Annotated in this window: 26 protein-coding genes; 14 read left to right on the plus strand and 12 right to left on the minus strand. The window is 54.7% G+C overall.

The window, feature by feature from the left end; translation table 11 throughout:
* Positions 1-67: 67 nt before the first annotated feature.
* From gmd to QOL67_RS02875, 6 genes are all read left to right on the plus strand, one after another.
* A complete protein-coding gene (gmd, locus tag QOL67_RS02850; RefSeq protein ID WP_283424425.1) occupies positions 68-1,189 on the plus strand; it encodes a GDP-mannose 4,6-dehydratase in 1,122 nt (373 codons plus the stop codon).
* Between the two features lie 98 nt (positions 1,190-1,287).
* On the plus strand, positions 1,288-2,145 hold the full coding sequence (locus QOL67_RS02855; protein ID WP_283424426.1) for a hypothetical protein: 858 nt from the start codon (positions 1,288-1,290) through the stop codon (positions 2,143-2,145).
* Between the two features lie 15 nt (positions 2,146-2,160).
* Positions 2,161-2,874, plus strand: coding sequence for a sulfotransferase family protein (locus QOL67_RS02860; RefSeq protein WP_283424427.1), 714 nt, complete (start codon positions 2,161-2,163; stop codon positions 2,872-2,874).
* Positions 2,875-2,999: 125 nt separating this feature from the next.
* Positions 3,000-3,221 carry a hypothetical protein gene (locus tag QOL67_RS02865; RefSeq protein WP_283424428.1) on the plus strand — a complete coding sequence of 74 codons (222 nt, stop codon included), beginning with the start codon at positions 3,000-3,002 and terminating at the stop codon, positions 3,219-3,221.
* A gap of 35 nt (positions 3,222-3,256) precedes the next feature.
* The gene (fcl, locus tag QOL67_RS02870) at positions 3,257-4,225 is read left to right on the plus strand and encodes a GDP-L-fucose synthase (RefSeq protein WP_283424429.1); all 969 of its coding nucleotides are present in this window, start codon (positions 3,257-3,259) and stop codon (positions 4,223-4,225) included.
* 24 nt (positions 4,226-4,249) lie between these two features.
* Positions 4,250-5,698 carry a mannose-1-phosphate guanylyltransferase/mannose-6-phosphate isomerase gene (locus tag QOL67_RS02875; protein ID WP_283424430.1) on the plus strand — a complete coding sequence of 483 codons (1,449 nt, stop codon included), beginning with the start codon at positions 4,250-4,252 and terminating at the stop codon, positions 5,696-5,698.
* 62 nt (positions 5,699-5,760) lie between these two features.
* Here the strand turns inward: QOL67_RS02875 and QOL67_RS02880 are convergent, their stop codons facing one another.
* The 9 genes from QOL67_RS02880 to QOL67_RS02920 all read right to left on the minus strand — a co-directional run bounded on the left by QOL67_RS02880 (position 5,761) and on the right by QOL67_RS02920 (position 17,283).
* Entirely contained in the window at positions 5,761-7,146 is a 1,386-nt protein-coding gene (locus QOL67_RS02880; RefSeq protein ID WP_283424431.1) for a DUF2793 domain-containing protein, read from the minus strand.
* A gap of 181 nt (positions 7,147-7,327) precedes the next feature.
* Positions 7,328-10,324 (minus strand): FG-GAP-like repeat-containing protein, encoded by a 2,997-nt coding sequence (locus QOL67_RS02885; protein ID WP_283424432.1) that lies wholly within the window; start codon positions 10,322-10,324, stop codon positions 7,328-7,330.
* A gap of 89 nt (positions 10,325-10,413) precedes the next feature.
* A complete protein-coding gene (locus QOL67_RS02890; protein WP_283424433.1) occupies positions 10,414-11,073 on the minus strand; it encodes a hypothetical protein in 660 nt (219 codons plus the stop codon).
* A gap of 10 nt (positions 11,074-11,083) precedes the next feature.
* The gene (locus tag QOL67_RS02895) at positions 11,084-11,782 is read right to left on the minus strand and encodes a sulfotransferase family 2 domain-containing protein (RefSeq protein WP_283424434.1); all 699 of its coding nucleotides are present in this window, start codon (positions 11,780-11,782) and stop codon (positions 11,084-11,086) included.
* Between the two features lie 45 nt (positions 11,783-11,827).
* Positions 11,828-13,006 carry a hypothetical protein gene (locus QOL67_RS02900; RefSeq protein ID WP_283424435.1) on the minus strand — a complete coding sequence of 393 codons (1,179 nt, stop codon included), beginning with the start codon at positions 13,004-13,006 and terminating at the stop codon, positions 11,828-11,830.
* 46 nt (positions 13,007-13,052) lie between these two features.
* Positions 13,053-13,463: a hypothetical protein gene (locus QOL67_RS02905; protein ID WP_283424436.1), complete on the minus strand. Its 411-nt coding sequence runs from the start codon at positions 13,461-13,463 to the stop codon at positions 13,053-13,055.
* 190 nt (positions 13,464-13,653) lie between these two features.
* Complete coding sequence (locus QOL67_RS02910) at positions 13,654-14,853, minus strand: SEL1-like repeat protein (protein ID WP_346770595.1); 1,200 nt, start codon at positions 14,851-14,853, stop codon at positions 13,654-13,656.
* Positions 14,850-16,451, minus strand: coding sequence for a tetratricopeptide repeat protein (locus QOL67_RS02915; RefSeq protein ID WP_283424438.1), 1,602 nt, complete (start codon positions 16,449-16,451; stop codon positions 14,850-14,852). Before QOL67_RS02915 ends, QOL67_RS02910 begins: the two co-directional genes overlap by 4 nt.
* A 79-nt stretch (positions 16,452-16,530) precedes the next feature.
* Positions 16,531-17,283: a prepilin peptidase gene (locus QOL67_RS02920; RefSeq protein WP_283424439.1), complete on the minus strand. Its 753-nt coding sequence runs from the start codon at positions 17,281-17,283 to the stop codon at positions 16,531-16,533.
* A 149-nt stretch (positions 17,284-17,432) separates the two neighbouring features.
* On the opposite strand from QOL67_RS02920, the gene gspG reads away from it, so the two are divergent.
* The 7 genes from gspG to QOL67_RS02955 all read left to right on the plus strand — a co-directional run bounded on the left by gspG (position 17,433) and on the right by QOL67_RS02955 (position 22,064).
* Complete coding sequence (gene gspG / locus QOL67_RS02925) at positions 17,433-17,891, plus strand: type II secretion system major pseudopilin GspG (protein WP_283424440.1); 459 nt, start codon at positions 17,433-17,435, stop codon at positions 17,889-17,891.
* Complete coding sequence (locus tag QOL67_RS02930) at positions 17,876-18,325, plus strand: prepilin-type N-terminal cleavage/methylation domain-containing protein (RefSeq protein WP_283424441.1); 450 nt, start codon at positions 17,876-17,878, stop codon at positions 18,323-18,325. Before gspG ends, QOL67_RS02930 begins: the two co-directional genes overlap by 16 nt.
* The gene (locus QOL67_RS02935) at positions 18,316-18,687 is read left to right on the plus strand and encodes a type IV pilus modification PilV family protein (protein ID WP_283424442.1); all 372 of its coding nucleotides are present in this window, start codon (positions 18,316-18,318) and stop codon (positions 18,685-18,687) included. The genes QOL67_RS02930 and QOL67_RS02935 overlap by 10 nt, the downstream gene beginning before the upstream one ends.
* Positions 18,687-19,373, plus strand: a complete 687-nt coding sequence (locus QOL67_RS02940) for a type II secretion system protein GspJ (RefSeq protein WP_283424443.1) — start codon at positions 18,687-18,689, stop codon at positions 19,371-19,373. Before QOL67_RS02935 ends, QOL67_RS02940 begins: the two co-directional genes overlap by 1 nt.
* A complete protein-coding gene (gspK, locus tag QOL67_RS02945; protein WP_283424444.1) occupies positions 19,370-20,305 on the plus strand; it encodes a type II secretion system minor pseudopilin GspK in 936 nt (311 codons plus the stop codon). Before QOL67_RS02940 ends, gspK begins: the two co-directional genes overlap by 4 nt.
* A 71-nt stretch (positions 20,306-20,376) precedes the next feature.
* Positions 20,377-21,570 (plus strand): type II secretion system protein GspL, encoded by a 1,194-nt coding sequence (gene gspL, locus QOL67_RS02950; RefSeq protein WP_283424445.1) that lies wholly within the window; start codon positions 20,377-20,379, stop codon positions 21,568-21,570.
* 11 nt (positions 21,571-21,581) lie between these two features.
* Positions 21,582-22,064 (plus strand): type II secretion system protein M, encoded by a 483-nt coding sequence (locus QOL67_RS02955; protein ID WP_283424446.1) that lies wholly within the window; start codon positions 21,582-21,584, stop codon positions 22,062-22,064.
* Positions 22,065-22,079: 15 nt separating this feature from the next.
* On the opposite strand, the gene QOL67_RS02960 is transcribed toward QOL67_RS02955, so the two are convergent.
* Positions 22,080-22,586: a tetratricopeptide repeat protein gene (locus tag QOL67_RS02960; RefSeq protein WP_283424447.1), complete on the minus strand. Its 507-nt coding sequence runs from the start codon at positions 22,584-22,586 to the stop codon at positions 22,080-22,082.
* 108 nt (positions 22,587-22,694) lie between these two features.
* On the opposite strand from QOL67_RS02960, the gene QOL67_RS02965 reads away from it, so the two are divergent.
* Complete coding sequence (locus tag QOL67_RS02965) at positions 22,695-23,168, plus strand: type II secretion system protein N (RefSeq protein ID WP_283424448.1); 474 nt, start codon at positions 22,695-22,697, stop codon at positions 23,166-23,168.
* 16 nt (positions 23,169-23,184) lie between these two features.
* Here QOL67_RS02965 and QOL67_RS02970 read toward each other — a convergent pair whose 3' ends face one another.
* Together QOL67_RS02970 and QOL67_RS02975 are read right to left on the minus strand one after the other, a co-directional pair.
* Positions 23,185-24,399 carry a type II secretion system F family protein gene (locus QOL67_RS02970; RefSeq protein WP_283424449.1) on the minus strand — a complete coding sequence of 405 codons (1,215 nt, stop codon included), beginning with the start codon at positions 24,397-24,399 and terminating at the stop codon, positions 23,185-23,187.
* Positions 24,396-25,862 (minus strand): GspE/PulE family protein, encoded by a 1,467-nt coding sequence (locus QOL67_RS02975; protein ID WP_283424450.1) that lies wholly within the window; start codon positions 25,860-25,862, stop codon positions 24,396-24,398. Before QOL67_RS02975 ends, QOL67_RS02970 begins: the two co-directional genes overlap by 4 nt.
* Between the last annotated feature and the right edge of the window lie 12 nt (positions 25,863-25,874).

Genomic DNA, 25,874 nt, shown 5'->3' on the forward strand with positions numbered 1-25,874 from the left:
TCCCCAACTGTTTTGGAGCCGCCTCGTGCATGAGTATGCAAGCAAATTTTAGATAGTGGACTTAAACATGAAAAAAGCACTTATTACCGGTGTCACCGGACAAGATGGATCATACTTAGCCGAGTTCTTGCTCGAAAAAGGGTACGAGGTACATGGCATCAAACGCCGTGCTTCTCTGTTTAATACAGCCCGTGTAGACCACATCTATCAAGACCCCCACGTCGACAATGCAAACTTCAAGCTGCATTATGGTGATTTGACTGACACCTCCAACTTGACGCGGATCATGCGAGAGGTTGAGCCCGACGAGGTCTACAACCTTGGCGCACAGTCCCATGTTGCCGTGAGTTTTGAAGCGCCGGAATACACGGCTGATGTTGATGCGATCGGTACGCTGCGTTTATTGGAGGCCATCCGCTTCTTGGGCCTAGAAAAGAAAACCCGTTTCTACCAAGCATCCACATCTGAGCTTTATGGCTTGGTGCAGGAAACACCACAGAAAGAAACAACACCGTTCTACCCACGCTCCCCATATGCTGTGGCGAAGCTTTACAGCTATTGGATCTCAGTCAACTACCGTGAAGCTTACGGCATATATGCCTGCAACGGCATTCTGTTTAACCACGAGAGCCCGCGCCGAGGTGAGACTTTTGTAACCCGAAAAATCACTCGCGGGCTGGCCAATATCGCCCAAGGCTTGGAGCCTTGTCTCTATATGGGCAATATCGACAGCCTGCGCGACTGGGGTCATGCCAAAGACTATGTGCGCATGCAGTGGCTGATGCTGCAGCAAGAAAGTCCTGAGGACTATGTGATTGCCACCGGTGTGCAATATTCTGTGCGCGAGTTTATTACGTGGTCTTCTGAGGAGCTGGGCATCACGCTGGAGTTCTCAGGCAGTGGTGTAGATGAGATTGCCACGGTTGCGGCGATTGAAGGCAACAAGGCGCCGGCACTAAAAGTGGGTGATGTAGTGATGCGCATTGACCCGCTTTATTTCCGCCCTGCGGAAGTGGAAACCTTGCTAGGCGATCCGGCCAAAGCCAAACAAAAGCTGGGTTGGGTTCCTGAGATCACTGCGCAAGAAATGTGCTCTGAAATGGTGACTGAGGACCTGAAGGTTGCCAAACGCCATGCCCTTCTAAAGGAGCATGGGATGGAAGTGCCGGTAAGCGTGGAAATCGGGTGAGCTTTCTCGGCTGCCAAATCCAAATCTGCAAGTGGATCTAGGGACAATTTCATGTTTGCTTTAGACTACTTAGAGGAACAACGGAAAGGGAGAAGGCCTTGCTGAAAGAAATCGAAATTGGAAATACGCTAAATTTCGCTGCCCAACCGATCTCCTTGGCAGACTTGAAATTTTTGTTCCTGTTTTGTCCAAATAACTCAGGTTCGACCGTACTCAGTCAATACTTGGCCGAGCAACTCGGAGCGTATTTGCCTCCATTTGGCAATTTCGAAGGTCAAATGGTGCCCTCTGTGCGTGATATGATGCGAGACCAGCCATGGCGGAAAGAAACGATATTTGATTGGTCCTTCATTAGAGCCGAATGGGAAAAGAAGGCAAATGGAAGACTCTTTATTGAAGGCTCTCCGCCAAATATCGTCCGGAGTAAGGAAATTGCAAAAACTTTTGGGGAAGACTCAACCGCAATCTTGTCAATTTCGAATCCTTATCAACAAATCGCGTCCAGTGTCCGCAGGTATCATACACCGGGTGTTGATGTAGCCAAACTTGCGGCGCCATGGCTCAGAAAAGCGAACTTGATCCGCGAAATCCGGGAACGCCATCCTCATTTCCCATTGTTCAAATATGATGACTTCACTCGCGATCCTCGGATTGTGAACCAGTTTTTTGATATTCCTGTGCACACTTCAAAAGTCCGAGGCAAAAAAGGCTCTGACGGGGAAAACATCCGAAATATGCGAGCTGTAACCACGCTATTTCTTACTGAACAGGAGATCGACGCGATCTCAACTGAACTCTCTGCAAAGCATCATCTTGTTGAATACTTTGGCTATTCGGTACTCACAGGGAAAAATTTACTCAGCGCCTTATCTCAAGACAAAGCTGCAGTGATAAAGGCCCGTGAGCGTCGGGTGGCGTGGGACGCTCGGCAACATCCGTCTGCGGACAAAAAATAGACTAAGGAAAACAAAATGAAAAAGTTAGTTTTTGTTTCGGGCGTGGCACGCTCTGGCACATCCGCATTGGTAAATGTCCTAAACAAAAACCCGGGTTTTTTGATAGGGATGGAGCGTTATTTTTTCTTGATAAAACGCGAAGAGATCACCCTTGAGCATTTCCGGGGACAACGGTTTTTGGCGGTGGAGGAAGGGGATACACACGGCAAAGGTCTGGCGATGGAGGATCCAAAGAAAGCGCTTCGAAACGCAACCTTCATAGGCGACAAGTTTCCGCTTTTGTTTGAGCACTTTGACTATATGCTGGATGCGTTCCCGGAGGCACGCCACATTTACATCGTGCGCAATCCCCTCTCGGTGGTGGAAAGTTACGATGCCCGCCTGCGTGACAAAAGCGATAAGTGGCGTAAATCTTGGCAAGTTGGCCTGAACGAGTGGAACACTAGTGTGCAATCCGTCATGAAACTTTCTGCGGAACAATTGGCCAAATTCTATTTTGTCTCATACGAGAGCTTTTTTGAGAGCACGGGCGAAATGAACGCATTATTCAGTCATTTTGATCTTGGCGAGGTCAGAAACGAACACTTAAAACCGTTCTGTCAAAAATTTAGAGAACTGAACGAGAATCCTGTAAAGCGACGAGACGATATTCGTCAATACGTGGCGCGCCATGCCGATTGGCAATCTTATCGTGCCTTGTTGCAGCGGATCGAGGAGCAAAAAGTTTGACCCGTCATATGAAACCCTTTAGGGAAACAAAAGCCAAAACTTGTGTTGTTATTTGGTGATAGCACTATGAGTGCGGAGTCCACCCCGTTTTATTTATAATTGTTCTAGATTTTGGAGTTAATGAAATGACTGTTTCTTCTCAAAAAGTTGCCCAACCTCCCGCTGTTGCTTTGGCACAATCCATGTTCCGGGCACAAAACCAAATTGCCAAGGAAAGCGGCGGAACATTGCCAGAGCTGTCTTTCCGTGATGACAAGGATAAATGGGTCTCTCTGGCGCGTCAGACGATCCGTGTACTTGAAAATCAAGGATACACACTAAGCAAGTCTGAGCCAGCCAGTTCCTAATTACACTCTGATTCAGAACGTATAAAGGACGTGCAATGCGCATCTACGTAGCGGGCCATCGCGGCATGGTTGGCGGCGCAATTTTGCGCCGCCTTCAGGTTCGCAAGGCCGTGGAAGAAGATCTGACGTTGATCACGCGTACCCATGCTGAACTTGATCTCACCGATCAGGTTGCTGTGCGCGACTTTATGCAGGGCGAAAAACCTGACGTGGTGATCCTTGCGGCTGCCAAAGTTGGCGGCATTCATGCCAACAACACCTATCCGGCGGACTTCATCTACAAAAACCTGATGATCGAGTGCAATGTCATTCATCAGGCCTTTGCGGCTGGTGTAAAACGGCTTTTACAGTTGGGCAGTTCGTGCATTTATCCCAAAGCAGTGCCCCAGCCGATGAAAGAAGACGCACTGCTCACCGGAACGCTGGAACCCACCAATGAACCTTATGCGGTGGCCAAGATTGCAGGCATCAAGCTGTGCGAGAGCTACAACCGTCAACATGGTGTGGACTACCGCTCAGTGATGCCGACCAATCTCTATGGGCCAGGTGACAACTTCCATCCAGAAAACTCCCACGTTATGCCAGCCCTGATCCGCCGCTTCCACGAGGCCGCTCAGAGCGGGCAGGAAGAGGTTGTGATGTGGGGCACTGGCAAACCCATGCGGGAATTCTTGCACGTTGATGACATGGCAGCGGCCAGCCTATTTGTGCTAGATCTGGACAAAGAAACCTATGAGGCCAACACGGAACCAATGTTGAGCCACATCAACGTGGGAACCGGAACAGACATTTCTATTGGCGAGTTGGGCCACATGATCGCTGAAGTGACCGGGTATTCGGGGCGGATTACACAGGATTTAAGCAAACCTGATGGAACCATGAAAAAGCTGATGGATGTGAGCCGCCTAGGTGACATGGGCTGGACGGCGCGTGTACAATTGAAAGACGGTTTGAAAGAGACCTATCAGTGGTTTCTCAATAATCAGGATAGCTTTCGCGGATAATTTTTCGACCCAAGGACTTTTCATATGACCCATATTATTCATCCCCTTCTCCTCTGTGGCGGCTCTGGAACTCGGCTATGGCCGTTGAGCCGTAAAAGTTATCCCAAGCAGTTTGCCAAGCTGACCGGCGAGGACAGTCTGTTTCAAGCCTCAGCCGAGCGCTTGTCCGGTGACGGTTTTGCGGCACCCTTGGTGATCACCGCCTCTGATTTTCGGTTCATTGTTATTGAGCAATTGGCAGCCAAAGAAATCAGTGCATCAGCAACGTTGATTGAACCGGAAGGGCGCAATACCGCCCCGGCGATTTTGGCGTCTGCCTTGGTTCTGGAAGCCGAAACACCAGGTGCACTGATGTTGGTGGCACCGTCCGATCACGTTATTCCGGACGCTGCACAGTTCCGCGCAGCGGTTGCCGCAGCGGCCCCCACAGCCGCGGAAGGCCAACTGGTTACCTTTGGTATCCGGCCCGACCGGGCCGAAACCGGTTACGGGTGGCTGGAGCTAAGCCAAAGTCCGGAAGATGATTTTGCGCCGGTTGCGCAGCCCCTTAAAAGTTTTGTTGAAAAGCCTGATGCAGAAAAAGCAGAAGGTTTGCTGTCCGGCGGTCAGCATCTTTGGAACGCAGGCATTTTCCTGTTTGCCACTGATACGCTGATTGCAGCCTTTGAAAAACATGCGCCGGAGATGTTGGCCAGCGCACGTCAAGCGGTGGACGCGGCAGAGGCAGACCTGAGCTTCACACGGCTTGACCCAGAAGCCTGGGCAGAGATGGAAGATATCTCCATTGACTACGCGGTCATGGAGAAAGCGGAAAACCTGTCTGTGGTGCCATTCAGCGGCGCCTGGTCCGACCTTGGTGGCTGGGACGCTGTGTGGTTGGAAAGTGGTCCTGACAGTGATGGCGTAGTGACAAGTGGTCCCGCCACATCGATTGAGTGTGAAAACACTCTGCTGCGGGCCGAAGATGATGCCCAACAGCTGGTTGGAATTGGCCTGCAAGACGTGATTGCCGTTGCAATGCCGGATGCGGTTTTGGTTGCACATAAGGACCGGGCGCAGGACGTGAAAAAAGCGGTCGTGGCCTTGAAGCAGAAGGGTGCGTCACAGGCGGAGATTCTGCCGCGCGACTACCGCCCTTGGGGTTGGTTTGAAAGCCTTGTTGTGGGTGGGCGGTTTCAAGTGAAACGCATTCACGTGCACCCAGGCGCGGCCCTCAGCTTGCAGAGCCACCATCACCGATCTGAGCATTGGATTGTTGTAGAAGGCACCGCACAGGTCACAATTGACGAAGAGGTCAAACTGGTGACGGAAAACCAATCGGTCTACATCCCGTTGGGTGCCGTACACCGGATGGAAAACCCAGGCAAAGTGCCAATGGTACTGATCGAAGTTCAGACCGGATCCTATCTCGGTGAAGACGACATCATCCGTTACGAAGATGTCTATTCCCGCGGGCAGGGTGCCAAAGGTTAACTGGAAGGGGAACGGAGAGTTGTGGCCCACTCAGGCATTGTGGACCACCTATCCGGCCGGTGTTAGAGCTCGCCGTCATCCTCATCCTTGGACACAAAACGTAAATCCACCCACCGGTTTTCTGGAATGTCCTTCGCAGCCCCTGCTGTCCAACCACCGTCCCAAGCAACATGTGATGTTGTGACGTTCAGCACCTGATCTGTGGCATCATATTGTGCATCCACAAAAACAATACGGTTGCCGTTGGCATCCTGTGGCACTTCAATCTGCCATCCTGTGACCGCCAAAGGAGGCACATTGGAAATTTGGTACTGACCGGCGCTAAGACGAGAAAAATTCGCATTTAGCGGGTCCGCCGGCTCTTCGATCCCGGAGTTTGACAACCGCACGATCGGGCTGGCTTCTTTCACAAAACCATTGGTGTCGACCGTGGTGTTGCTTTTGTGCCAGAACTCTGTCCAAACGATCGGGTCGGTTGCAGTGCCACCAGTGCCAAACCAACACCGCTGAGACGCGAGATTGGCGGCATTACGTATGGCGATTCCTGACAAAAAGCCATTTTCTCTGGGTGACATCATCAGGGAATGCCAATACGCGGCGGTTTCAGGTAAGCCGTCTGTGACAGAGGCTACTGCAACGTAGTTGCCACACGCGAGATCACGTGTGTGCAGGTCCGCGCCGCCGCTGACCTGCACCGCGTTCCCCAAGACTCCACCGTCGCCGACTTTGAGGATACGCCCCTCTGTGGAGTCCATGTTGCTCTGCGTGACGGCGGTGCCCGCGATCACTCCATTTACTTCAAGTCCTTCGGGCGCAACGGGAATCCCCGTCGTCGCGTCAAACTTAAGACCCGTGGTCCAAGAAGAGCCGTCAGGGCTGACTTTTATGGAGAACTCATCGCTGCCCGAGGTGCCAATCTCTGCACGGCCGGACCAGTTGGTCTGAAAAAGCAGGCTCGCGGTGTCAGTGTCCGTGGCCTTGTTGACTTTCACCTGATGGCCTGCGCCCTCATGGGTCAGCAGGGTGGCTTGTGACGAAACGGAAAGGCGGTTGGTGGTATCAAAGCCCGTATTCACGCCCACGCCATTCAGGTTCGAAGCTTCGGAGATTTCCGCGGGTTTCCAGATTGTTCCATCCCAGATCACAATTTCGGTGCTTCCGCGTTCAACCGCCTTGAAACCCTCCTGGAGGGGCATAAATAGCCAAGCCCCATTGGTCCACGTGGCAAGGTGGTGGCCGTGACCCAACCATCCCGCCGTAGGGGACACGCCAAGTGCCCATATGGTGCCATCGTCAGGCTGCAACGGCGGATCGGTGGCGTCAAACGCCTCGATAACCGGCTGAACCAGCATGTCCAAAATTTGCAGGGCTTCATTATGCGTGACATGCTTTTGGGCCTGTGAGGGCATGATAAACGGCAACGAAAGACGGGAAGAGTGTTCAGACATTTGGCGACTCCATCAATAGGGGATGATTGGCAGAGTCAGAGAAGGCGGTTGCCATGAGAAAAACGCAGCAACCGCAGGCGTTGCGCACCAAAAATCGACATCGGTATTGCGTCTGTATCACAGCTGTTTTGCGAAGGTGCAAAATTGGAGGGAGAAAGATCCCGAACGATGCAACACCAGCTTAAGGGTGACGCGCGACAGTGTAGATGCGCCCGGCTTGAAACGGCCCCTTCAGGAAGCTGGTGCTGCCATCTGACCACGTTACCGACGCGCCTGTGGCTTCGGTCTGGTCACCTAATCCAAAGTGCGCGCGCGGCGCATCAAAGCTCATGAAACCGCCACCAAGTTGCAGCTCGCGCGTCTGCGTGCCGCCATCTGTCGTGGTGATAGAGACGCGAGCGCCGATGCCGTCGCGGTTACCGATGTGGTCTTCAAGCTGAAACACCACCGCAGCGCCTTGGATGTTGTTGCGGAAGGCCACCAGCGGGCCATTCACAGGATGGGTGATCAAGTCCAGATCGCCATCGTTGTCAAAATCCATCTGCGTGGCGCTGGCGGTCATCAGGTAATCTTCGAGACCAAAGGGGCCCGATGCTTCAGCAAAGGTACCGTCGCCGCGGTTGTGGAAGAAGAGGTTAGAGGGCGAGACTTCGTTTGGCACCCATGTGCCGTTTACGATGTAGACGTCTTGCCAGCCGTCCAGGTCAAAGTCGGCAATCTTGGTGTCCCAGCTCCAGCCGCCGACGTCCAAGCCGCGGGCCTCGGCCTGATCTTCCCAACCTGCGCCAGCGCGAGCAAGCAGGACGTTGGAGCGCAAGATTTGCGGGTGCGTAAGCGCAATTTCCTCGGCCGTGGCGGTGCGCGTTGGCTGGAAATGCCAGTCACAATAGGCGCGGGGAATAGGTTGGTCGGCACGGATCAGTTCACAGATAGATGGATCACGCTTTTGAATGGCCAGATCTTTGACCAGCATCGCCTTGCATTCCACTTGATCCCGCCCAGTCAGTTTTTGGCAGTTTTTGGCATAAGTAGGGTCGAAATTGTTGCCAGACTTGTACCAGGATTTGATGTCCATGTTCTTCTGGCAGCGGTCTTTTGCGTCCACATTCTGGATGCCATCACAGTATTGACCAAGCGGTTGCATTTTCAGAGTTTCTGACACCCCAGACGAACGTCCCGCAATCTGTGCGAAATATATGTCAGTGGAGCCGTCGTTGGCCAAATCAGCCGTCTTGATGGCCATCGTGGTGGTTGTGGTATGCGGGATCAGGCCCTGCGGTTGTGTAAGCATGGCAAATCCACCAGAGCCATCTCCGCGGTAGAAGTAGTCTGGGATGTCGAAGTCATTGCCCACAATCAGATCTGTGGCACCGTCATCGTCAAAATCCGAGAACAGGATGGATAAGGTTTCGCCAGGGATGCCGGGCATATCCGCATAAGTTTCGCCGGTGAGGGCACCGTCGGTGTTGAGGATCAAGCGGTTGCGGCTCTCTTCACCCGGAATGCGGCGGTACCAGCCCGCCGCCCAATTGCCCAGCGCCACATCCAACGTTCCGTTGGCATCCACGTCGGCAAGCGCCACCGCAAGGGACAGAGGTGATTGCGGGTTGTTTGGCACGGGTTTGGGCGGTTCAGAGCCGAAACTACCCTCCACATTACGCCACCAATAGTTGCCTTGCAGGTATGTGGTCATGAACAGATCCGGCCAGCCGTCGTTGTCAATGTCTGCAAAAACGGCATTGAAGATAGGAGCGGTGGCAAGGTCGCCCAACGGTGCCGATGTCGTCACAAATTGCCCAGCGCCGTCATTAGAATAGAGATAAAGGCCGACTTCAGTGGACGCGATGGCCAGGTCAAGATCACCATCGCGGTCAAAATCCGCGCTGGACAGGCTGCGCCCTTCCCAGAAGGGTGGCCACATGTCTCGGAAGGAAAACTCAACCGGTTTGTCGATGCCAATGGTGCCTGCTTCTACACGCGTGAAGGGGCGTTCAGCGGCAGGTGAAGCGGGAGCCAAAGCTGAGCTGCTAACAGTGATCGAGGGGGCCTCTGAGGCAGCGACGGACCACATTGGGGGTGCTAGCTCCGGCGCGCGGCTCTCTAGCAGCATTTCAAGTGCCCGGCGGCTTTGCCAGTCGTGATACCCTTGCGCGCCCAAGCCTGCGACAACACCGAGCACAGCGATGGTGGCTGACAACATCCAAGCGGCACGTGTGCCCACCGACTGCACAACAATCAGGCCGGAATAGACACTAAATATCCCCAAAGTGAAGAGAAGCCCCATGACATAGCCATGCGCCAGACCGGCAGAAAGAAGAGCGCCAGTAACGACCACATCAAACGCGATGGGGACTGGCAGAAACAGCCCTACGATGACAATTGCGATCAGCGCAACGATGCCAAAGGCCAGCCCTGTGATCAGGTCTTGCGGCAAGAGCACAGCAACAAGCGCTCCAAGAAATCCAGCCAGTAGCATCAGCGGCACGGTCATTTTCACAATGTACCACAGGTTTTTGAGGAACCCCTGCCCCACAGCCAGGATGGCGGTGCTGAGGGGGTCGTGGGTGGCGTGTCCCTGAGAGAGTTCGTCGACACTCCAAGGCTTGGCCTCTTGCAAGGTGGGTTGGGCAATTTCCGTTTGAGGCAACAAACGACAGATTAGAGGCACCGCAATCAGGATCACCACCAGACTGAGCGCAATCTTGGCCACAGCCATATAAAACGGCAGAAGGGAAAACAGCATGGTCAGGACAATGATGTTCAGCGTTGGCGAGGCAATCATGGCAGACAACGTGGTTTCGGCCCGCATGCCGGCGGAATACATGCCGCGCGCTATCGGGGCGGCGCAGTTCACACAGACGCCAAGCGGAGTGCCGATGGCGAGGCCCAACAGAGAATTGGCAAAGCCCCCGCGAAAGCTGCGCTGTTTGAGATAGCCGGCTGCTGTCAGGAAGGCTGCGGCAAACATAACGCCAAAAGTCATGCCCTTTTTATTGGTGTTGATCCAATTGATGGTGGTGAAGAAGATCCGCTCCAGCGTGCTCATGTCAGCTGTCAGGGGGAAGAGCGCCTCAAACCCTAACGGGTCTTCGAGCTGAATGGCGCCGGACATCATTGCCTTCTCGTCCAACGCTGGGTACCGCGACCCGGTCCAGAACAGGTATGCCAACAGGGCCACGATAAGTGCTGCTAGGAAGAAGCGTTTTTGATAAGGATGCTGGACTATAGTTTTCATGGTGCTTGGTTACTTGGCCTGGACATTTGTGGTTATTCATCAATTTGCGCGGGCTTTTCCCAATCAATTCCCGATAGTTTTGTACTTTTGGCGAACCGTTTTTTGATAGTGGCTTTATGCCAGTTTTTGACCATATCTGGCCTGACCAAAGCTTTTCGGGAGTAGTCAGACTTGGCCTTCGCAGTCAACTGAAAGTCAGAAACACCCAAGTCATTCATCAGGTTTTGCAAGGCGCAGGGCAATTCATCGTAGCGCAATACTCGATCGACAACTTTGATCCCGGCAATTGCGAATTTGCGGGTGTCAATCGGGAAACGACCCTCTCTTACAAACTCCGCCCAACTCAAATTGTAAGCCCCGTCGGCATTATGATGCGGCGAATTTCGGAGCATGTGATATTGACTGATACACTTTGAAACCGGCTCGCGTTCAACGCAGAATTTGAACATCGAGTCGAAATGCTTGGGCCCCAGTGTCTTACGCATCACTGCCGCTGTCATATGATTGTAGTAGAGCTGCTCTCCATCAGGATCACTAAAATTGCGTGGTACATGACCGGGTTCCGAGGGAATGATCGGCGTCACTATAGCATCGTCGCCTGCAATTTTACTCAGATCTACTTCAATACTTGTACCGGCCGTCTTTGTGGTTTTTAGAAATATGAAATTATGCTCAAAGCTTACAATTGCCAATTTTTCGTCCCTAAACAGCGAAGATATCGTATCCGAAGTAAGACATATCGTCCTTAAAGACCATCTCTGTGGCGTCTCTTAAGCTTTGACTAGCAAGAAGGCGACTTAGTGTTTCGCTGCTTGCTGCTGAGCGGTTCACTATTGGCAAACATGCGACTTGCGATGGCAGTTGAAGTTGAATGCACAAATTTCGGTAGTCGCTTCTCAACCTTTCATGTCTCAGAACTATGGCTGGTGCGTATGGCACGCCGTCCAGTTTTAGAAAGTCGACAATAGGTCTAAGTTTTTGCCCATCCGTTATGAGCGATAAGAAACTCTCCTCACTCCACACTGGTGTTTGCGATTCCCAGCTTCCCAGAGATGTTTTTTTGAGCCAACGGCCCGGTGAAAAATACATCGACAATGCTCTCGGAAAGGGATGTCTTACGGAAACCACCACGCTGTAGTTTTCCAACGGCTCTCCAAGACTGTGCTTGTAGTCCGACAATCCTGCATGTTTTCGACGCGTTCGCGGACCGGTAACCCCGAACCGATTATGCCCATCTTGGTGACCTGTAACCGACTGCGCGTCTTCGCTGATTGGCAAAAGAGCGGTTTGAATTGAGTTGCCACCCGTTTTAGGCACGTGCAGATAGATGAAACGATGGCTCGTTGAGATCACAAGGCCTGATCCTCTATGCCCAATATTTAGTGAAAAGAAGCGGGCCATTGGCCCGCTTCTCGCTTTAGACTGTGTCTCTTTTAGAGAGACTTATTACCCTTCCAGGTCATTTAGGCGCTCACTCAGGTCACGAATAATCTGATCCTGCTCCAATGTGTACAAGGTCAGCTCTTCGACTTTTTCCAGAAGGTTCAGCTGCATTTCAGTCATGTTCAGACCAGTGGCGTTGATCTCTCCCGCGGATGGAACATTGGGAAGGTGACCGTTTTCATCGATAAATGCACGGACTTCGCTGAGCGGCATGAGATCATATTCATCTTCAAACACGTAGTCTGGCACATTGAGTTGGGTGCCGCTGGACGCAAAGAAGTTTCCAGAAATCGTCAGGTTGCCATCCTGATCAAGCGTCAGTTCAGTCTCGCCAGGGCCGCCAGGGAAGGTGGTCATCAGGAATTTACCCGAGGTGTTTTTCATTTTCCACGTGCGACCAGAGTTGCTGGCATCAGCCACGCTTGTATCAGTCAACTCGAAGTTGGCGCTACCGTTGTTGCTGAGAGTCATAAGAGTACGCGCCGCGGCGGTGGCGCTAGCCTCCTCTACAAACAGAGATGCTGTGCCGTCCGTTTTCCGCACGTGCAAAGCCTTGCTTGGATTGTCTGTAGACACACCCACGCGACCGCTGCGGATCACCAAGCCATCATCATTTTCACTGCCCGGGAAAATGCGGAAGGACAGGGCGCTGCCATTGGTCACGTCACGTACAAAGAAGTTGGTCTCGTTGCCGGCCATATCCCACGTTTGGGGGGTGAAGCCAGACGAGCCGTTTTGCTCTAAGCGCAGCGTTGGCGAGTCACCGTCAACGATGTGCGCCTCCACAACCGGATTGTTGGTGCCAACACCAACGTCACCATCGGCTTCGACATAAAGTGCGTTGGTTGGTGCGCCAGCTTCTACGGTGAAAGGGGTACGGCCCCCATCGATATCATCGATAGAGAATTTGTTAGCGCCTCCGTTGGTGCTGTCATTGGCGGTCAATTGCCAATCGTTGCCAGGAAAACTGGCAGTGGCCGACGTATCCTGAAACTTAATCCGGAGATTATTCTCTTTTAGCCGAAGGGTGTCGAATCCAAAGGATTCGCCGTTAACACAATCCATACCGATGCAGGCGCTGCCGTCCACGATCAGATCGTCGAGAATAACTTGGTCAGCGTAGGCGGTACTTGCCAAACCCAGCGCTGCCACACTTACGAGTAATTTTGATGATTGTTTCATAACTAGATTCCTATTCGCTAGGACCAACCGGCTTGATAACCGTTGGTCACTCCTCCTTGATGTCTTCCGGGATCACGATGACCCCGCGCTCCACCAGAAAATTGCCGGTGGAGTAATAGGGCACAGCAGCAGTGTCTCGCTGTGCATCGCCACGACCCTGGTTCGTGGCGTTGACAATTTTCTTCTGTTCCTCAGTCGCAGCACGTAACTCGTACCGGTAATAGCCATCTTGAATGTCGCGGCCAGACAATTGGAACACAGGTGTTCCCGAGGCCGCAAACACCTCGATTGTTTCTCCGTTAGGCGCTGTTACAGACAGCGTTGCGTTGCTCAACCCAATCCAGTTTTCAAACCATACTGCGTTCGAGTTGTGCAGCTGAACCGGTTCGGGGGTTGCCGCAACGGCAACTTGAAAGGAAAAACATAGTATTGCTGCGCCAGCAAAGAATCGTCGCATTAAAACACCAAGACTTTGGTCATGAGGAATAGGCAAAGTCTCCCAACCCTGCCATCCAATTACGTTAATACAAATTCACAAAAGATGGAACGATTTTATGGTTTTCCCGACCTTTATCAGGCCTCTGAGCGGGAAGTGCGGCCAAAAAACCAACATTTTGACAGCGTGCGTTAACATTTTCAGTCAGGCGTCATTTGAACTGCAGAGCGCGTTCTTGAGCTTCGGTGACTTGCTCAACCGTCATTTGGGAGGCAAGAAATCGCGCTAGGTCGGGGTCACCGGGGTGGCCAAACCGAGCGCCCCTGATCAGCCACATATGCGCAAGCACGTAGTCCTGAGGCACGCCTTCTCCGCGCGCAAACAGGCCTGCCAAGTTGATCATTGCAGGCGCCATGCCAGCCTCAGCGGCGGCCTCCATAAGAGTGGCTGCTTGTATCTGATGGTTTGGCGACCTTTCGGATTGCGACAAAATCAACCACCCAAGCTGAAACTGGGCAATTGGATCACCAAGGTTGGCGTGATCCCGGAGCAATTTTAGTCCAGCTTCGCTTGTATCAGGTTGGCTCAAGCGCGGATCGTAGACAGGGCCTGGAGGTACACCAGAGGCGGCGGGAGTAGCTTGGCCAGCCCCTTCGCGGTAAAGCTCTGCCGCTCTGGCCTCATCAAGAGGCACACCAAAGCCGTTTTCATACATGACACCCAAATTCGCCTTGGCCACATCCAGCCCTTGCTCACTTGCTGCGGCAAAAAGTTCGGCGGCTCGCGCATAGTCCTGCGACACACCTTCGCCACGCACAAAAAGCAATCCAAGATTGTTTTGTGCGCGCGGATGGTTTTCGGAAACGGCAAGTTCATAAAGCTGCTTTGCCCGCGCTACATCTTTTGGCACGCCGGTGCCGTTCTGAAACAAGACGCCAAGGCTCACCATGGCCTCCAAATGCCCCTGCTCAGCGGCCCGGGCGTATATTTGCGCCGCCAAACCAATATCCGCCAGAATATCCGGCGCGCTTTCCAAGGCGCTTGCATAGTCAAACATGTGATCAGGGTCGCCAGACTTGGCCGCGGTTTCCAGCCAGAGCAGGCCTGCCTCCGGATCGGCCTTGCCGCCGTATCCCGTGAAGAGATATTGGCCCAATTGGTTTTGAGCCGCCACATGACCTTGTTGTGCAGCGCGTTCAAACCACGCTGCTGCGGTTGCAAAGTTTTGGAGCACGCCTTCACCGGCATGAAATCTCATGCCAAGGTCATATTGCTCTTCCGGAGTATACTCCTGACCAGCGTTAGAGGTTTCCGTGAGGGTCGTCTCACCCGACTGCGAGACAGCCGGTGTTCCCATAACCGCAACGGCGGACACTATACTGAGACAGAAAAGAAAACTGCACCGCCTCATTGAGACGCACCGATTGGCAATTGATTGGCCGCATCCTCAAAGAATTGGCGGGCCATGGTCTGCGCTTCAGCAATTTGTTCTGCGGTCATCAAGTCTGTGACTGTGCCACGCAGTTCAGCTGCCTTTGAGTGACCTCCCGTGGCCGCAATGTTGAGCCAAGCGTGAGCCAGCACGTAGTCCTGGATGCCACCTTCGCCACGCGTCAGCATTTGGCCCAGCCGAAATTGTGCCTCAACATCCCCAGCTTGCGCGGCCTGTTCAAAAAAGGGAACCGCGTCTTGAGGCACGTTGTCTTGCTCCGTCAGCCAAATTGCCCATGCCGTTTGCGCAGGGCGAATGCCATTTTCCGCCTGTTTTTTCAACCAATCCCGCGCCGCATTGTCTCCCTCAGCAGAGGCGGCAACCGCCCAGGGCACAACGGTGTGAGGGGCCACCAAACCATCAAGTTTGCCACTGCCTGCCATCTGTCCCAACGCAACTTGAGCGGGGGTGTACCCCTGATCGAGCGCAGTCCGATATGTTTTCAAAGCAGCTTCCAGGTCAACTGGCCGACCGTCCCCGAGCACAAGCATCCCGGCAATCTCAGCTGTGGCACGACCATACTCACTGTTAGAAGCTTGGTTGTACCATGCCCATGCGTTTTCGGGATCTTTGGCAATGCCGTAGCCGCCGCCAAAAGCGTCTCCGAGAAGGGTCATGGCCACCGCATCGCCACGCTTGGCTGCGGTTGAAAGCCACGTCATGGCTTCAGTTGGGTTCGCCGCAACCTCATCACCGGTCAGATAACGTCGCCCAAGTGCGCGTTGCGACAGAACGTGTCCAGCTTCCGCAGCGTGTTTCAACCACACCAAAGACTGGTCACGGTCCAAAGGCACACCACGCCCTTCGTCATAGGCCCGCGCGAGATTGAACTGTGCGGAGGTGTGACCATTCTCTGCGGCGAGCGTCAGCCAGTGCACAGCCGCGTCTGTGTCTTTTGCAACGCCTTGGCCACGTGAGTATGCGCGGCTGATCGCAAATTGCGCTTCTTGATGATCCTGCTCTGCGGCGGCCAAAAGCCAATTGAACGCAGTTTCATAGTTGGTTTCAACGGCAATGCCGTCCCGGTGGATAAGCCCCATGTAATATTGGGACTCCGAAACACCACGCGCCGCCGCACTGGCAAATAGCTTAATCGCGCGTTCAGGCTGATAAAGATCACCATCTTGTGGCGCCGAAAGATACAGACGTGCCAATAGGTTTTCCGCAGCAACAAATCTCTGTGCCGCTGCCTTTTCCAGCCAAAATACGGCGCCCTCCAGGTCTCGCGGCCCGCCCAACGCTTCCAAGAGAACGCGACCATAGCGGAATTGGACCAAAGGTTGGTCTGTTTCTTCCACATGCCTGCGCAAGCCGTCACGCACAAAGGCATAGTTTTTATCCGCCCATGCCGCCTCGATTTCCGCCATTGAGGGGCGTGGCGCAGCTTGCTCGCCCGCTGACACCTCCGCATCGTTGGCAACGGGCTTGAAGGTAGGCGCCTGCTGAGACATTGCTGCAGGTGTCATCATTGCAAAACTAAGCAGCAAAGGGGGGAAAACGCGGAGCGGGAAATGCATATGGCCATCCAGATTAGTGTCTTCGCGACCAATGGGTTGCCGCGGCTGAGAACGCCCTTTGCACCCTAGCTTCGCGGCGCTAGTTCAGCAATCCCGTTACACGGCCCAACCACAGAAGCACGGCAGCAAGACAAAGGGCCGTACCAAAAGGAATGGACTGTTGGCCGAGGTTGTCACCGCGCCGGTGCCGGATCGCCCCCCACAAGATGCCCAAAAGGGCCCCGCCGAAAACCAGAAGGGGTAGATCAAATGGCCCCGCAAAAGCCCCGAGTCCCGCCATCAATTTGACGTCGCCCAACCCCAAGCCCTCCCCCCCCCGCAGAGCGTGGTAGATGATGCGCAGCACCAAGAAGCTGCCGGCACCCAACGCCGCACCCAGCAAGGCCATCTCCACCCCTGATCCGCCCGGACCCATTGACGCAATCAACCCAAAAACAAACAGAAGCACGGTTAGGAGATCTGGCAGACGCATCCAGAGTAGGTCCGATACCGCCAAACCCAAAAGGAGCCAGAGAAAAACCGCCGTGAGCAGCATGGTGGCCTCGGTGTCGCTGGCAATAACGGCGAACCCAGCCACTGCAATCGCTGAGATTTCCAAGTAGAGTACCCAGGGGGGAATGCTGCTGTCACAATGGCGACACCGCCCTTTTGACCAAACAAAGCTCAAAACGGGCACGAGGTCGCCGATGTTCAGTTGTTCCCCACAGGAGCGGCAGAAGGATCGGCGGGACACCACATTTTCGCCGCGCGGGAGTCGATCCACCAAAACGCCAAGAAATGAGCCAATGGCCGGGCTGACAAGCAAAAGAAACAAAGAGGTTGGATCGGTCACAGGCAAGCTCAGACAGTTTGGACAACTCAGTTTTGCGCGCTTCAGGTTGTATTGTCCATTGCTTGCCTGTGACAGGCTCGCGTATGGGGAGAATGGACAAACCGTCCCGGCTGCCATTACCATGGCCTCCGAACAGAGCGAGCCAGTTAATGTCACCCACTTCTTCCGCAAATACCGAACAATCCAAGAACGACGCCGGGTTTTCCCTGCTGGAATTGATGGTTGTAGTTGTGATCCTTTCGGTTTTGGCACTGGTGATTGTACCGCGCGTGATTGACCGCCCGGACCAAGCCCGGGCCGCACGCGCCCAGACTGACATCGCTGCGGTTGTCAGCGCCGTGAATTTGTACCGGCTCGACAATTTCCGCTACCCAACAACGGAACAGGGGCTCAACGCATTGGTCACACGGCCAACCAGTGATCCCATCCCAACAAATTGGGCCACCAACGGGTATATGGACCGTCTGCCGATCGATCCATGGGGGCAACCATACCAATATTTGTCACCCGGTGTGCACGGTGATTTTGATGTGTTCAGCTATGGCGCAAACGCTGTCTCCGGTGGCACAGGGGCGGACGCGGATATCGGGTCATGGGCCGCGCAATAACCTCAGACAATTCTGCCGGTTTCTCATTGATCGAGCTTCTGATTGCCGTGGCGATCATGGCTGTTTTGGCCGTGGGCGCAAGCTTATCCATTGGTCGAATGCAATCTGGCACACCTCAAGATCAGGCTCTGTTTCAGCGTAACTTTGACAGTTTGAAAGAGCTGGCCATCACCAGCGGACAAAGCCGAGGCTTGCAGATAACAACCAAGGGCCTGCAAGTGGCCATGCAAACCCCGCAAGGCTGGCGGATTTCAGAACAGGTTTTGGCGTGGCGCGGCAAGGTGACAGCCACAGTGCCTCCAACGGCTTCCAATGCACCCGATGTGGAGTTTTTGGCCAGTGGAGAGACCACCCCATTCTCCATTGTATTCAGCAGAAAAGGCGACATGAGCCGATGCCAATCAGACGGCTTTCTGGGGCTGACATGCAAGTGATCAGACATCAAAGATCGCCAGAAGATTCGGGTCTGACGCTGATTGAGCTGGCCATCGCGATTTTTGTGCTCGCGATAGGCACCATTGCCGCCACCCGTACGGCAGATCAATCGCGCGTGGCCATTGGGGGAGAGACGCCCCGATTACTGGCACGTATTGTGGCGCACAATCGGATAGAAGAGCGCAAGTTATATGGGACTTCGGTGCCCTTGCCTGCCACGGTTTTGATGGGTGCACAGGATTTTGCGATTGAAGAAGATGTTGCTGTTACCGAAGCGGGGTTGGTCCGCGTCCAAGTGACAGCAAGAGGTCAATCCGGTGAGGGAGCGCAATTGAACGCTTACCTGAAAGGCGGGTTGTGATGCGCCATTTACCGACTCCGACCAACTCCGCGCATAGGGATCGCGGGCTTAGCTTGATCGAGCTTGTGGTGGCCATGGCGCTGTTTGCTTTGGTGGCGATCATGGGGGCGCAAGGCCTGTCTGGCATGTTGCGGTTGCGCGATAACTTGCACGCCCGTAGTGAGGCGTCCGCTGATCTGGCACAAGCGATCAGTCTTTTGCGACGAGATATGTCTTCGGCGGTTCCAATGCCGTTCTTTTCGCCCGACAACGGGCCGATACTGTCCGCTCTCATCGAAGACACCCAAGGGTTTTCCGTATCGGTTGGTGGACAGCCAACGTTGCAAACATCTGGGCGGCTACAGCCAGTTTTCCATCGGGTATCTTGGCGAATTCAGCCACGTTCGGGTCTGTTCTCTCGGCAAAGATGGTCGACACTCACTCCACTCAACAGCACGGCGCTTGGCCCGGAAGTCCCCGTGTTGAACGGCGTAATAAGCATAAGAATGCGTAGTTATTGGGGGGAACTTGGCTGGGTCAACGGTCTGCGTCCGCCGTTGCAAGCAGTGCAAAGCGCGCCCAACCAAGACGAAGACAGCGGCTCAAATGCCACGGTTGCCTATTCCAGCGGCCTGCCAGACGGGGTGGAGATCACGCTGGTCACAGAGAAACACGGTGAATTGGTGCTGTTGGAGTCGCTGAAATGAGCGGGCATCAGAGCACTGAAAGCGGCTATGTGCTGGTAAATGCTCTGGTGCTGGTGGCGGCATTGTCCGCGGTGGCGGTTTTTCTTTTGGCGCGGGCAGATGCGGGCCGCATCCGACTGGACGCAGGCCTGACGGCAGCACAGGTGTCTTTGAATCTGGATGCGTATGAAGCGCTTGCCAAAACTCTATTGGAACGGGACACAGGCGCGGTTGATCACAACGGTGAAAGCTGGGCCAATCCGGTAATCGACATGCCTTTGGGACGAGGCCGTGTGACCGGGCGTACAGTGGATCAACAGGGACTGTTTAACCTGAACTGGCTGTCCAATCCGGACTATGAGACAGCCCATCAAGCGTTTGAGCGCCTGTTAACACAACAAGGCGTACCGCAGCGGACCGCTCAGCAGATACAAGTACTTCTGAGCGTGGATGGTCCCACTGACCCAGCCACCTGGCATAGAAAAACCCCCGCTGAGGCGCCTGTTTCTGGACCAATGCTGATGGCGGATCAGTTGGCCCATGTACCCGGGATTTCAGAGCAACACTTGGCGCGGTTGCTGCCTTTTGTGGCAGCGCTTCCCGGGGACAGCACCTTGAACGTCAACACGGTGTCAGAGGAAGTGTTGCGCGCGTTTTTGCCAAACCTGTCTGCCGCCGCCTACAACCAAGTTTTTCGTGACCGCACAGCTCAACCGTTTTCATCTGTAGATGCTTTTTTGGCTGCGGTTGGTGTTTCGATCGCGGATGCAGATAATCCAGACGGGCCGCCGCCCCTATTGTTGCCAGAGCATTTATCAGTCGGGTCGCAATGGTTTCGGGCAGAGATATCAGCTTCTATTGACGGCCACTTCGCCCAGCGCAGCGTTGTGTTTCAGAGACAAAGCTTTCCAGTTGGTGTAACGACCCACTGGCGGATCACGACAAGGCCATGAAACAAAAGCAGGATTGCACTCTGTGCCAGAGGTCTGCATTTTGCTGATATGTGAATTTGACAGGAGCGCCGGTGCTACAAGTCGCAAAAACTGCCAACCCTGCGAAGACCGGAGAGTCCTCCGCAGTTTTTGCGCGGGCGGGTGACGGAACGCAGACTGCCCGACATATTGTATTGGCGCCTGGTCATGCTGTGCCACTGATCCAGCTGGACCTCCCCAAGTCGTTGCGTGGACAAGCAAGAGAACAGGTCGCACAACGGCAGTTGACTGACCGAATGGGTCTGAATGACACGGTGCAGATGCGGCCCTGTGTCCTTGGCACCAAGGGAGAAGATTGGTCCCGTGTGTTTGTTGCAGATCACGCCCAAATGGCTGAGTGGCGGGGCTATGACTGCCGCGCGGTGCTTCCGGACTACCTGTCCTTGCCAACATCAGAAGGTCTTTGGACGTTTTCACAAGTCAAGGTGGGCGAGACTACCATTGTCATGATGCGGTTTGGTCCAAGCGATGGGGCCAGCACATCTATCGAAATGGCTGAGGCCGTGGTGTCACAGGCGTTAAACAACGGCTCCAAACCCAAGGCGGTGCTTTGGCAAGGCGAAAGCCTCACGAACATTGACGCCTTGATGAGCGCGCGGGATGTGCCAGTTGTCACCGATCCAGATTTGCTAAAAGAGTTGGACGTAGACCATCCTTCGGTTTTGACACACGGCGAGTTGGCTTGTGATCTGCGCACGGACCCAATGGCGGCACGGACACGATTGGCACAACAGGTTTTGCCTTGGAGATGGACAGTTTTAGCCGCTGCGTTGGGTGTCACTTTGTGGATCGTCAGTCAACTTGTTGCCATTGGGCGCATTGAAGACCAGACCGCCAAAATCAGCGTCCAGACCCAAGAGATTGTCAAAGAGCACTTTGTACCGACCGGGCCCATTTTGGATGTGCGATCCCAAGTCAGCCGCGTGCTGTTAGATTTGCGGCAATCCCATGCTGGCGGAGGCGCAACGCTGGACGTTTTGGACCTAACCGCAGAGGTTGGTGCTGTGCTGGACGCCGCAGATTCCGTGCCAGAGATGGTCAGCTACACAAGGGACAACGGGCTTCTAATTGTTGTGCGGATGCCGGATTTTGGCAGTGCCGAACGGCTGACGGCGGCGCTACAAACCGACCACATGAGTGCCGAATTGGAAGAAAGCCGGGTCAGCGATGGACAGGTTGGTGTCCGCACTGAAATTCGGATTTCGCCCAAGGAGCCAAACCAATGAGGGGCCGGTTCTTGGATTTTCTACTGCAGCTGACCCGCCGGGAGCGGATGTTGTTGGCCAGTATGGGTGTCATTGTGGTGCCTTTGGCCGTGATTTTTGGACTGATCCTTCCGCTTCAGGATCAAAGAAACGCTGCTGAACTGGCGCAAAAGGAAGCTGTGGCACTGCAGCGCTGGGTGTCCAGCCAAGCCAGAGAACAGACGGTTTTGTCCCAAACCGCACCTCAAACTGAGATTGGAAACCCCATTGGATCCGGCGGGATCGAACAGGGATTGATAAAGGCGCAACTGCGCCAGTCCGTCACTGTGTTGGACGCGGATGGCGAAGATGGAATCGAACTTCAGTTTGAGCGCGTGGATTTTCTCAAACTGGCATCTTGGCTCAGATCGACACATCCTGAATGGGGTTACGACATCGTCGCGTTCCGGCTTGAAGCAACGAATGAGCCAGGCGTGGTGTCCACCTGGCTCGATCTTCGACCACCTAAGAAATAGGCGTTTTGGGTATAGTTAGAGACGTTTTAGCCGCGAAGAAATTTTGGCTTGGCGTCCCGCCATCGCACCAAGAGGATCCAAATCAGGGTTTGATTTGAGCACCTCCTCAAGAGCGGCATTTGCGGCACTGAGGTTTTGACGACCAGCGGCGGTGTTGCCTTCGGAAAGCTGTTTCATGCCCAACTCATGTTGTGCAGTGCCCTGTACCGACAAGGCAGCGCTACGCGCCAAGCCGGTTTGGCTGCCGGCCAATGCAGAGGCGATTTTTGCGGCTTGTTCGAAGTTGCCTGCCCGCAGCTCAGTATGCGCATATTCAAGTTGCAAACGCGGGGCGAGTGGGCCTGCCTGCTGTAACATTTTCTGATAGCTGCGGCGCGCGCGGTCATATTGCCCGCCTTCAAGCGCGTTTCTGGCCACGGCGTATTGGCTTTCAAAGCTGTTGCGCGACACCATTTCATCGCCGCAACTGCCTACCCCAATAAACACCAGACCGGCGAGACCGGTTCGGAGAATGGAAGACATGGTTTGTACCTGCTCAAGATTGTCGTTTTTTCTTATTTGTAATAGCTTAGCATAATCGCGACCCTGCGTCTATCTTGCAGCGGTTTGGTCAAGGGAGGGTGGGCATTTATGCGACTAATCGCTGGATTCTGCACGTTGGTGTGTCTTGGGGGTGCTGCCTGGGCAGGGTGGCAACTTGCCGAGGAACTGCGCGCGTCGCAAGATCCGCTTACGTTGCCAAACAATGCGGCGCTTTCCGAGGAAGCAACGCCACCACAAACTGCCCGGCAACCGCGCCGATGGACCGCTTTGTTTGGCGAACGCCAGCCTCCAACTCCTCAAGCAGCGTTGTCTCAGCCAAAAGAAGAGCCGCAACCTCCAAAAGCGGCTAAACCGCCTTTGTCCAGCCTCGGATACACTTTGAAAGGCATGGTACGGGATGGGGCGTCGTCCTGGGCCATTGTCGGCCATCCTACGGGGGATCGCCTGTTGCGCGTTGGCGATATGTTGGAGCCAAACGTGCGTGTTGCCATTATTGACGCGCAGGGGCTTTGGGTGTCTCGGGACGAAGATGACCCCGAATTGATGGCTTTCCCCGAATAGGTTCTGTTGGGGTTTTTTAACCAGCGACCACCGCTTGCAAATCGAAGATCGGCAGCAATACGGCAAGCACAATTGTGAGCACCAAGGCGCCAACCAGCATCATGAGCAATGGCTCCAGCAGCGCGGCGATGCGCTTGCGCTCCGTTGTAAGGCGGTGTTCCACCAGCGTGGCCGCACGATCCGTCATGCGGGCAAGGCGAGCGGAGGCTTCGCCAGCGGCAATCAATTGACGCGCGACGGGGGGCAAAAAGGACAACTGGGCCAGGGCGGACGAGAGGCTTTCACCTTGTCGCACAGCCGTTGCAACCGCGTCACCCTCGCTTTCAAACTGTGCCACCACCAGGACGTCTTTGGCGTTGACCGCAGCGCTAAGGACTGCGTGGCGCGCGCCGAGCACCAAGGCCAATGTGCGCATGTATTGCACGGCGGCGGACAGTCGCAGGAGGCGTCCTGTCACAGGCAAACGCAGAAGTGTCCGGTCCCGCAGATCGCGCAAGGCAGGGACACGCGGCGTAAGCACAGCCAAACCGACAAGCAGACCCAAGATCACGGCAATGGGGAGTGCATTGGCCTGTATCCAATCGCTGATTGAAAGCACGTACAGCGTGAGTGGCGGTAGTGGGCGCCCTGAGAGTTCAAACATGGAGACAATTTCGGGGGCAACGCTGGTCATCAGGATGCCACAGACCAAGAGTGCCACGGCAGCGACAAAACCTGGGTAGATCAGGGCGGTGGCAATGTCTGCCTTTTCCGTGCCGAGTTGCTCCAGGTGATCCGCCAACTCTTGAAACACGGTTGCCAATTCACCGGCATCTTCACCCGCTCTGAGCGCGGCTAAATAATAGGGTGGAAAACCTGCACCAGTTTCAGCGAGGGCATCTGACAGGGTGGCGCCCTCCATAAGTGAGGCGCGCGCTTGCGCGGCAACGGTATCCAGCGCAGTTTGGCTTTCACTTCGAACCGCCTCCAACGCAGCTTCTGCGGTGAGTTCTGCGCCAAGTAATACCGCCATTTGTCGGGTGAACACCGATTGCAGATCCGCATTGAGACGCGACCGACGTGAAAGACGCACGTTGCCCTTGGGAAGCTGCGTAGTGGTCTCTCGAACCTCGGAGACAAAGAGGTCCTGCTGCGCCAGTTGCGCGGCAACATCTGCCTCGGTTTCGGCAACAATAGTGCCTGTTTTGCGCCGACCGCTGCCGGTATAGGCGGTATAGGCGTAGGCCTTCACGCCACGTCTCCAACAACACGCAGTGTTTCAGTCAAGCTCACATTGCCTGCGGTAGCCGCCATCAAGCCCTGACCAATCAGGGTTTCCCCAGCTGACAGCGACATGGAGGCCATTTCAGTTTCCGTTGCCCCACGATCAATCGCTGCCCGGAGTGTTTCGCCAATTTCTACCATCTCAAAGATACCCATCCGACCAGCATGGCCCGTTCCGGAACAGGCCTCGCAACCTACTGGTTCAAAGAGCTTTTCAGGGATTGGCAAACCGTGGCGGGTGAAATGGGATGTTTCTTCACTTGTCGGCAGGTGTTCGGCACAACAGTTTTGGCACAAACGGCGCAGAAGACGCTGCGCAATCACACCGCGTAAAGTGGCGGCGATGAGAAAGTTATCCACACCCAAATCACGCAAGCGGACAATGGCACCAACGGAGCTATTTGCGTGCAGAGAGGAAAACACCAAATGCCCGGTGAGGGCTGCTTGCGCGGCGGTTGAAGCAGTTTCCGGATCGCGGATCTCGCCAACAAGAATAACGTCTGGGTCTTGGCGCAACGTGGCCCGCAAACCCGCAGCAAAGGTCATACCGATGTCTGCGTTGATCTGAGATTGGCTCACGCCGGGCAGATCATATTCAATCGGATCTTCGACGGTGACGATATTGTGCTCGTCCCGGTCCGCCAGTTGCAGCAGGGAGTAAAGCGTGGTGGTTTTGCCAGCCCCAGTAGGGCCCGTCGCCAAAATGATGCCATTTGGCAGAGAGGCAAGTCGCTGCAACAATGCCTGCTGCGCCTCGGACAAACCAAGATCCATAAGAGGCATCAGCCCGGCGGAACGATCCAGAATACGCAGCACGATGCGTTCGCCATAGTGACCGGGCAGCGAGGACACGCGGGTGTCGATCATACGCCCCCCCAAAGAGAGCGCGATACGCCCGTCTTGCGGCAGGCGTGTTTCGGATATGTCCAAACCGGCCATGACCTTGAGGCGCGACACAATACGTTTTACCGGCACATCGGCGCGGTCCATTACTTCCTGCAAAAAGCCATCTACCCGCATCCGCACCCGAAGGCCGTACTCGTGCGGCTCCACATGCAGGTCCGATGCATTGGCCAGCACCGCTTTGCGCAGCAACCGGTTGACCAACTGAATCACCGGGGCATCCCCTGGCTCGTCCAGCAAATCACGCTGACGCGAGGCAAAGGCCGCTTCTTCGAGATCAAAACTCAACTCTTGGTCGTTTGTGGCGTCTTGACCAGTGTCTGAGCCGTCGTAGAGTTTTGCCAACTGGGCCTCAAACTCCGGCTGGGACAGCTGAGTGAAGATCACATCTGTGAGACCCGCACGTCTTTGTGCTTCGCGCAGCCCCACCGCGGTCACGGTGGGCCCCGCAGACACATGGGTGCCGTTCAAGAGCACTTGATTGTCACGGGCAAAGGTAAACGGCAGGCGGTTGAGAGGATCACCCATAATAGTCTTGCT

This window comes from Shimia sagamensis (assembly GCF_900182745.1).
Taxonomy (GTDB): domain Bacteria; phylum Pseudomonadota; class Alphaproteobacteria; order Rhodobacterales; family Rhodobacteraceae; genus Shimia; species Shimia sagamensis.

Coding starts and splice junctions, on each gene's coding strand:
- QOL67_RS02960 (WP_283424447.1), bottom strand. CDS start 22,586: ATGTCTTCCATTCTCCGAACCGGTCTCGCCGGTCTGGTGTTTATTGGG.
- QOL67_RS02930 (WP_283424441.1), top strand. CDS start 17,876: ATGGGCCGCGCAATAACCTCAGACAATTCTGCCGGTTTCTCATTGATC.
- QOL67_RS02905 (WP_283424436.1), bottom strand. CDS start 13,463: ATGCGACGATTCTTTGCTGGCGCAGCAATACTATGTTTTTCCTTTCAA.
- QOL67_RS02910 (WP_346770595.1), bottom strand. CDS start 14,853: ATGAGGCGGTGCAGTTTTCTTTTCTGTCTCAGTATAGTGTCCGCCGTT.
- QOL67_RS02975 (WP_283424450.1), bottom strand. CDS start 25,862: ATGGGTGATCCTCTCAACCGCCTGCCGTTTACCTTTGCCCGTGACAAT.
- QOL67_RS02865 (WP_283424428.1), top strand. CDS start 3,000: ATGACTGTTTCTTCTCAAAAAGTTGCCCAACCTCCCGCTGTTGCTTTG.
- QOL67_RS02880 (WP_283424431.1), bottom strand. CDS start 7,146: ATGTCTGAACACTCTTCCCGTCTTTCGTTGCCGTTTATCATGCCCTCA.
- QOL67_RS02860 (WP_283424427.1), top strand. CDS start 2,161: ATGAAAAAGTTAGTTTTTGTTTCGGGCGTGGCACGCTCTGGCACATCC.
- gmd (WP_283424425.1), top strand. CDS start 68: ATGAAAAAAGCACTTATTACCGGTGTCACCGGACAAGATGGATCATAC.
- gspK (WP_283424444.1), top strand. CDS start 19,370: ATGAGCGGGCATCAGAGCACTGAAAGCGGCTATGTGCTGGTAAATGCT.
- QOL67_RS02965 (WP_283424448.1), top strand. CDS start 22,695: ATGCGACTAATCGCTGGATTCTGCACGTTGGTGTGTCTTGGGGGTGCT.
- gspG (WP_283424440.1), top strand. CDS start 17,433: ATGTCACCCACTTCTTCCGCAAATACCGAACAATCCAAGAACGACGCC.
- fcl (WP_283424429.1), top strand. CDS start 3,257: ATGCGCATCTACGTAGCGGGCCATCGCGGCATGGTTGGCGGCGCAATT.
- QOL67_RS02940 (WP_283424443.1), top strand. CDS start 18,687: ATGCGCCATTTACCGACTCCGACCAACTCCGCGCATAGGGATCGCGGG.
- QOL67_RS02895 (WP_283424434.1), bottom strand. CDS start 11,782: ATGGCCCGCTTCTTTTCACTAAATATTGGGCATAGAGGATCAGGCCTT.
- QOL67_RS02900 (WP_283424435.1), bottom strand. CDS start 13,006: ATGAAACAATCATCAAAATTACTCGTAAGTGTGGCAGCGCTGGGTTTG.
- QOL67_RS02915 (WP_283424438.1), bottom strand. CDS start 16,451: ATGCATTTCCCGCTCCGCGTTTTCCCCCCTTTGCTGCTTAGTTTTGCA.
- QOL67_RS02935 (WP_283424442.1), top strand. CDS start 18,316: ATGCAAGTGATCAGACATCAAAGATCGCCAGAAGATTCGGGTCTGACG.
- QOL67_RS02875 (WP_283424430.1), top strand. CDS start 4,250: ATGACCCATATTATTCATCCCCTTCTCCTCTGTGGCGGCTCTGGAACT.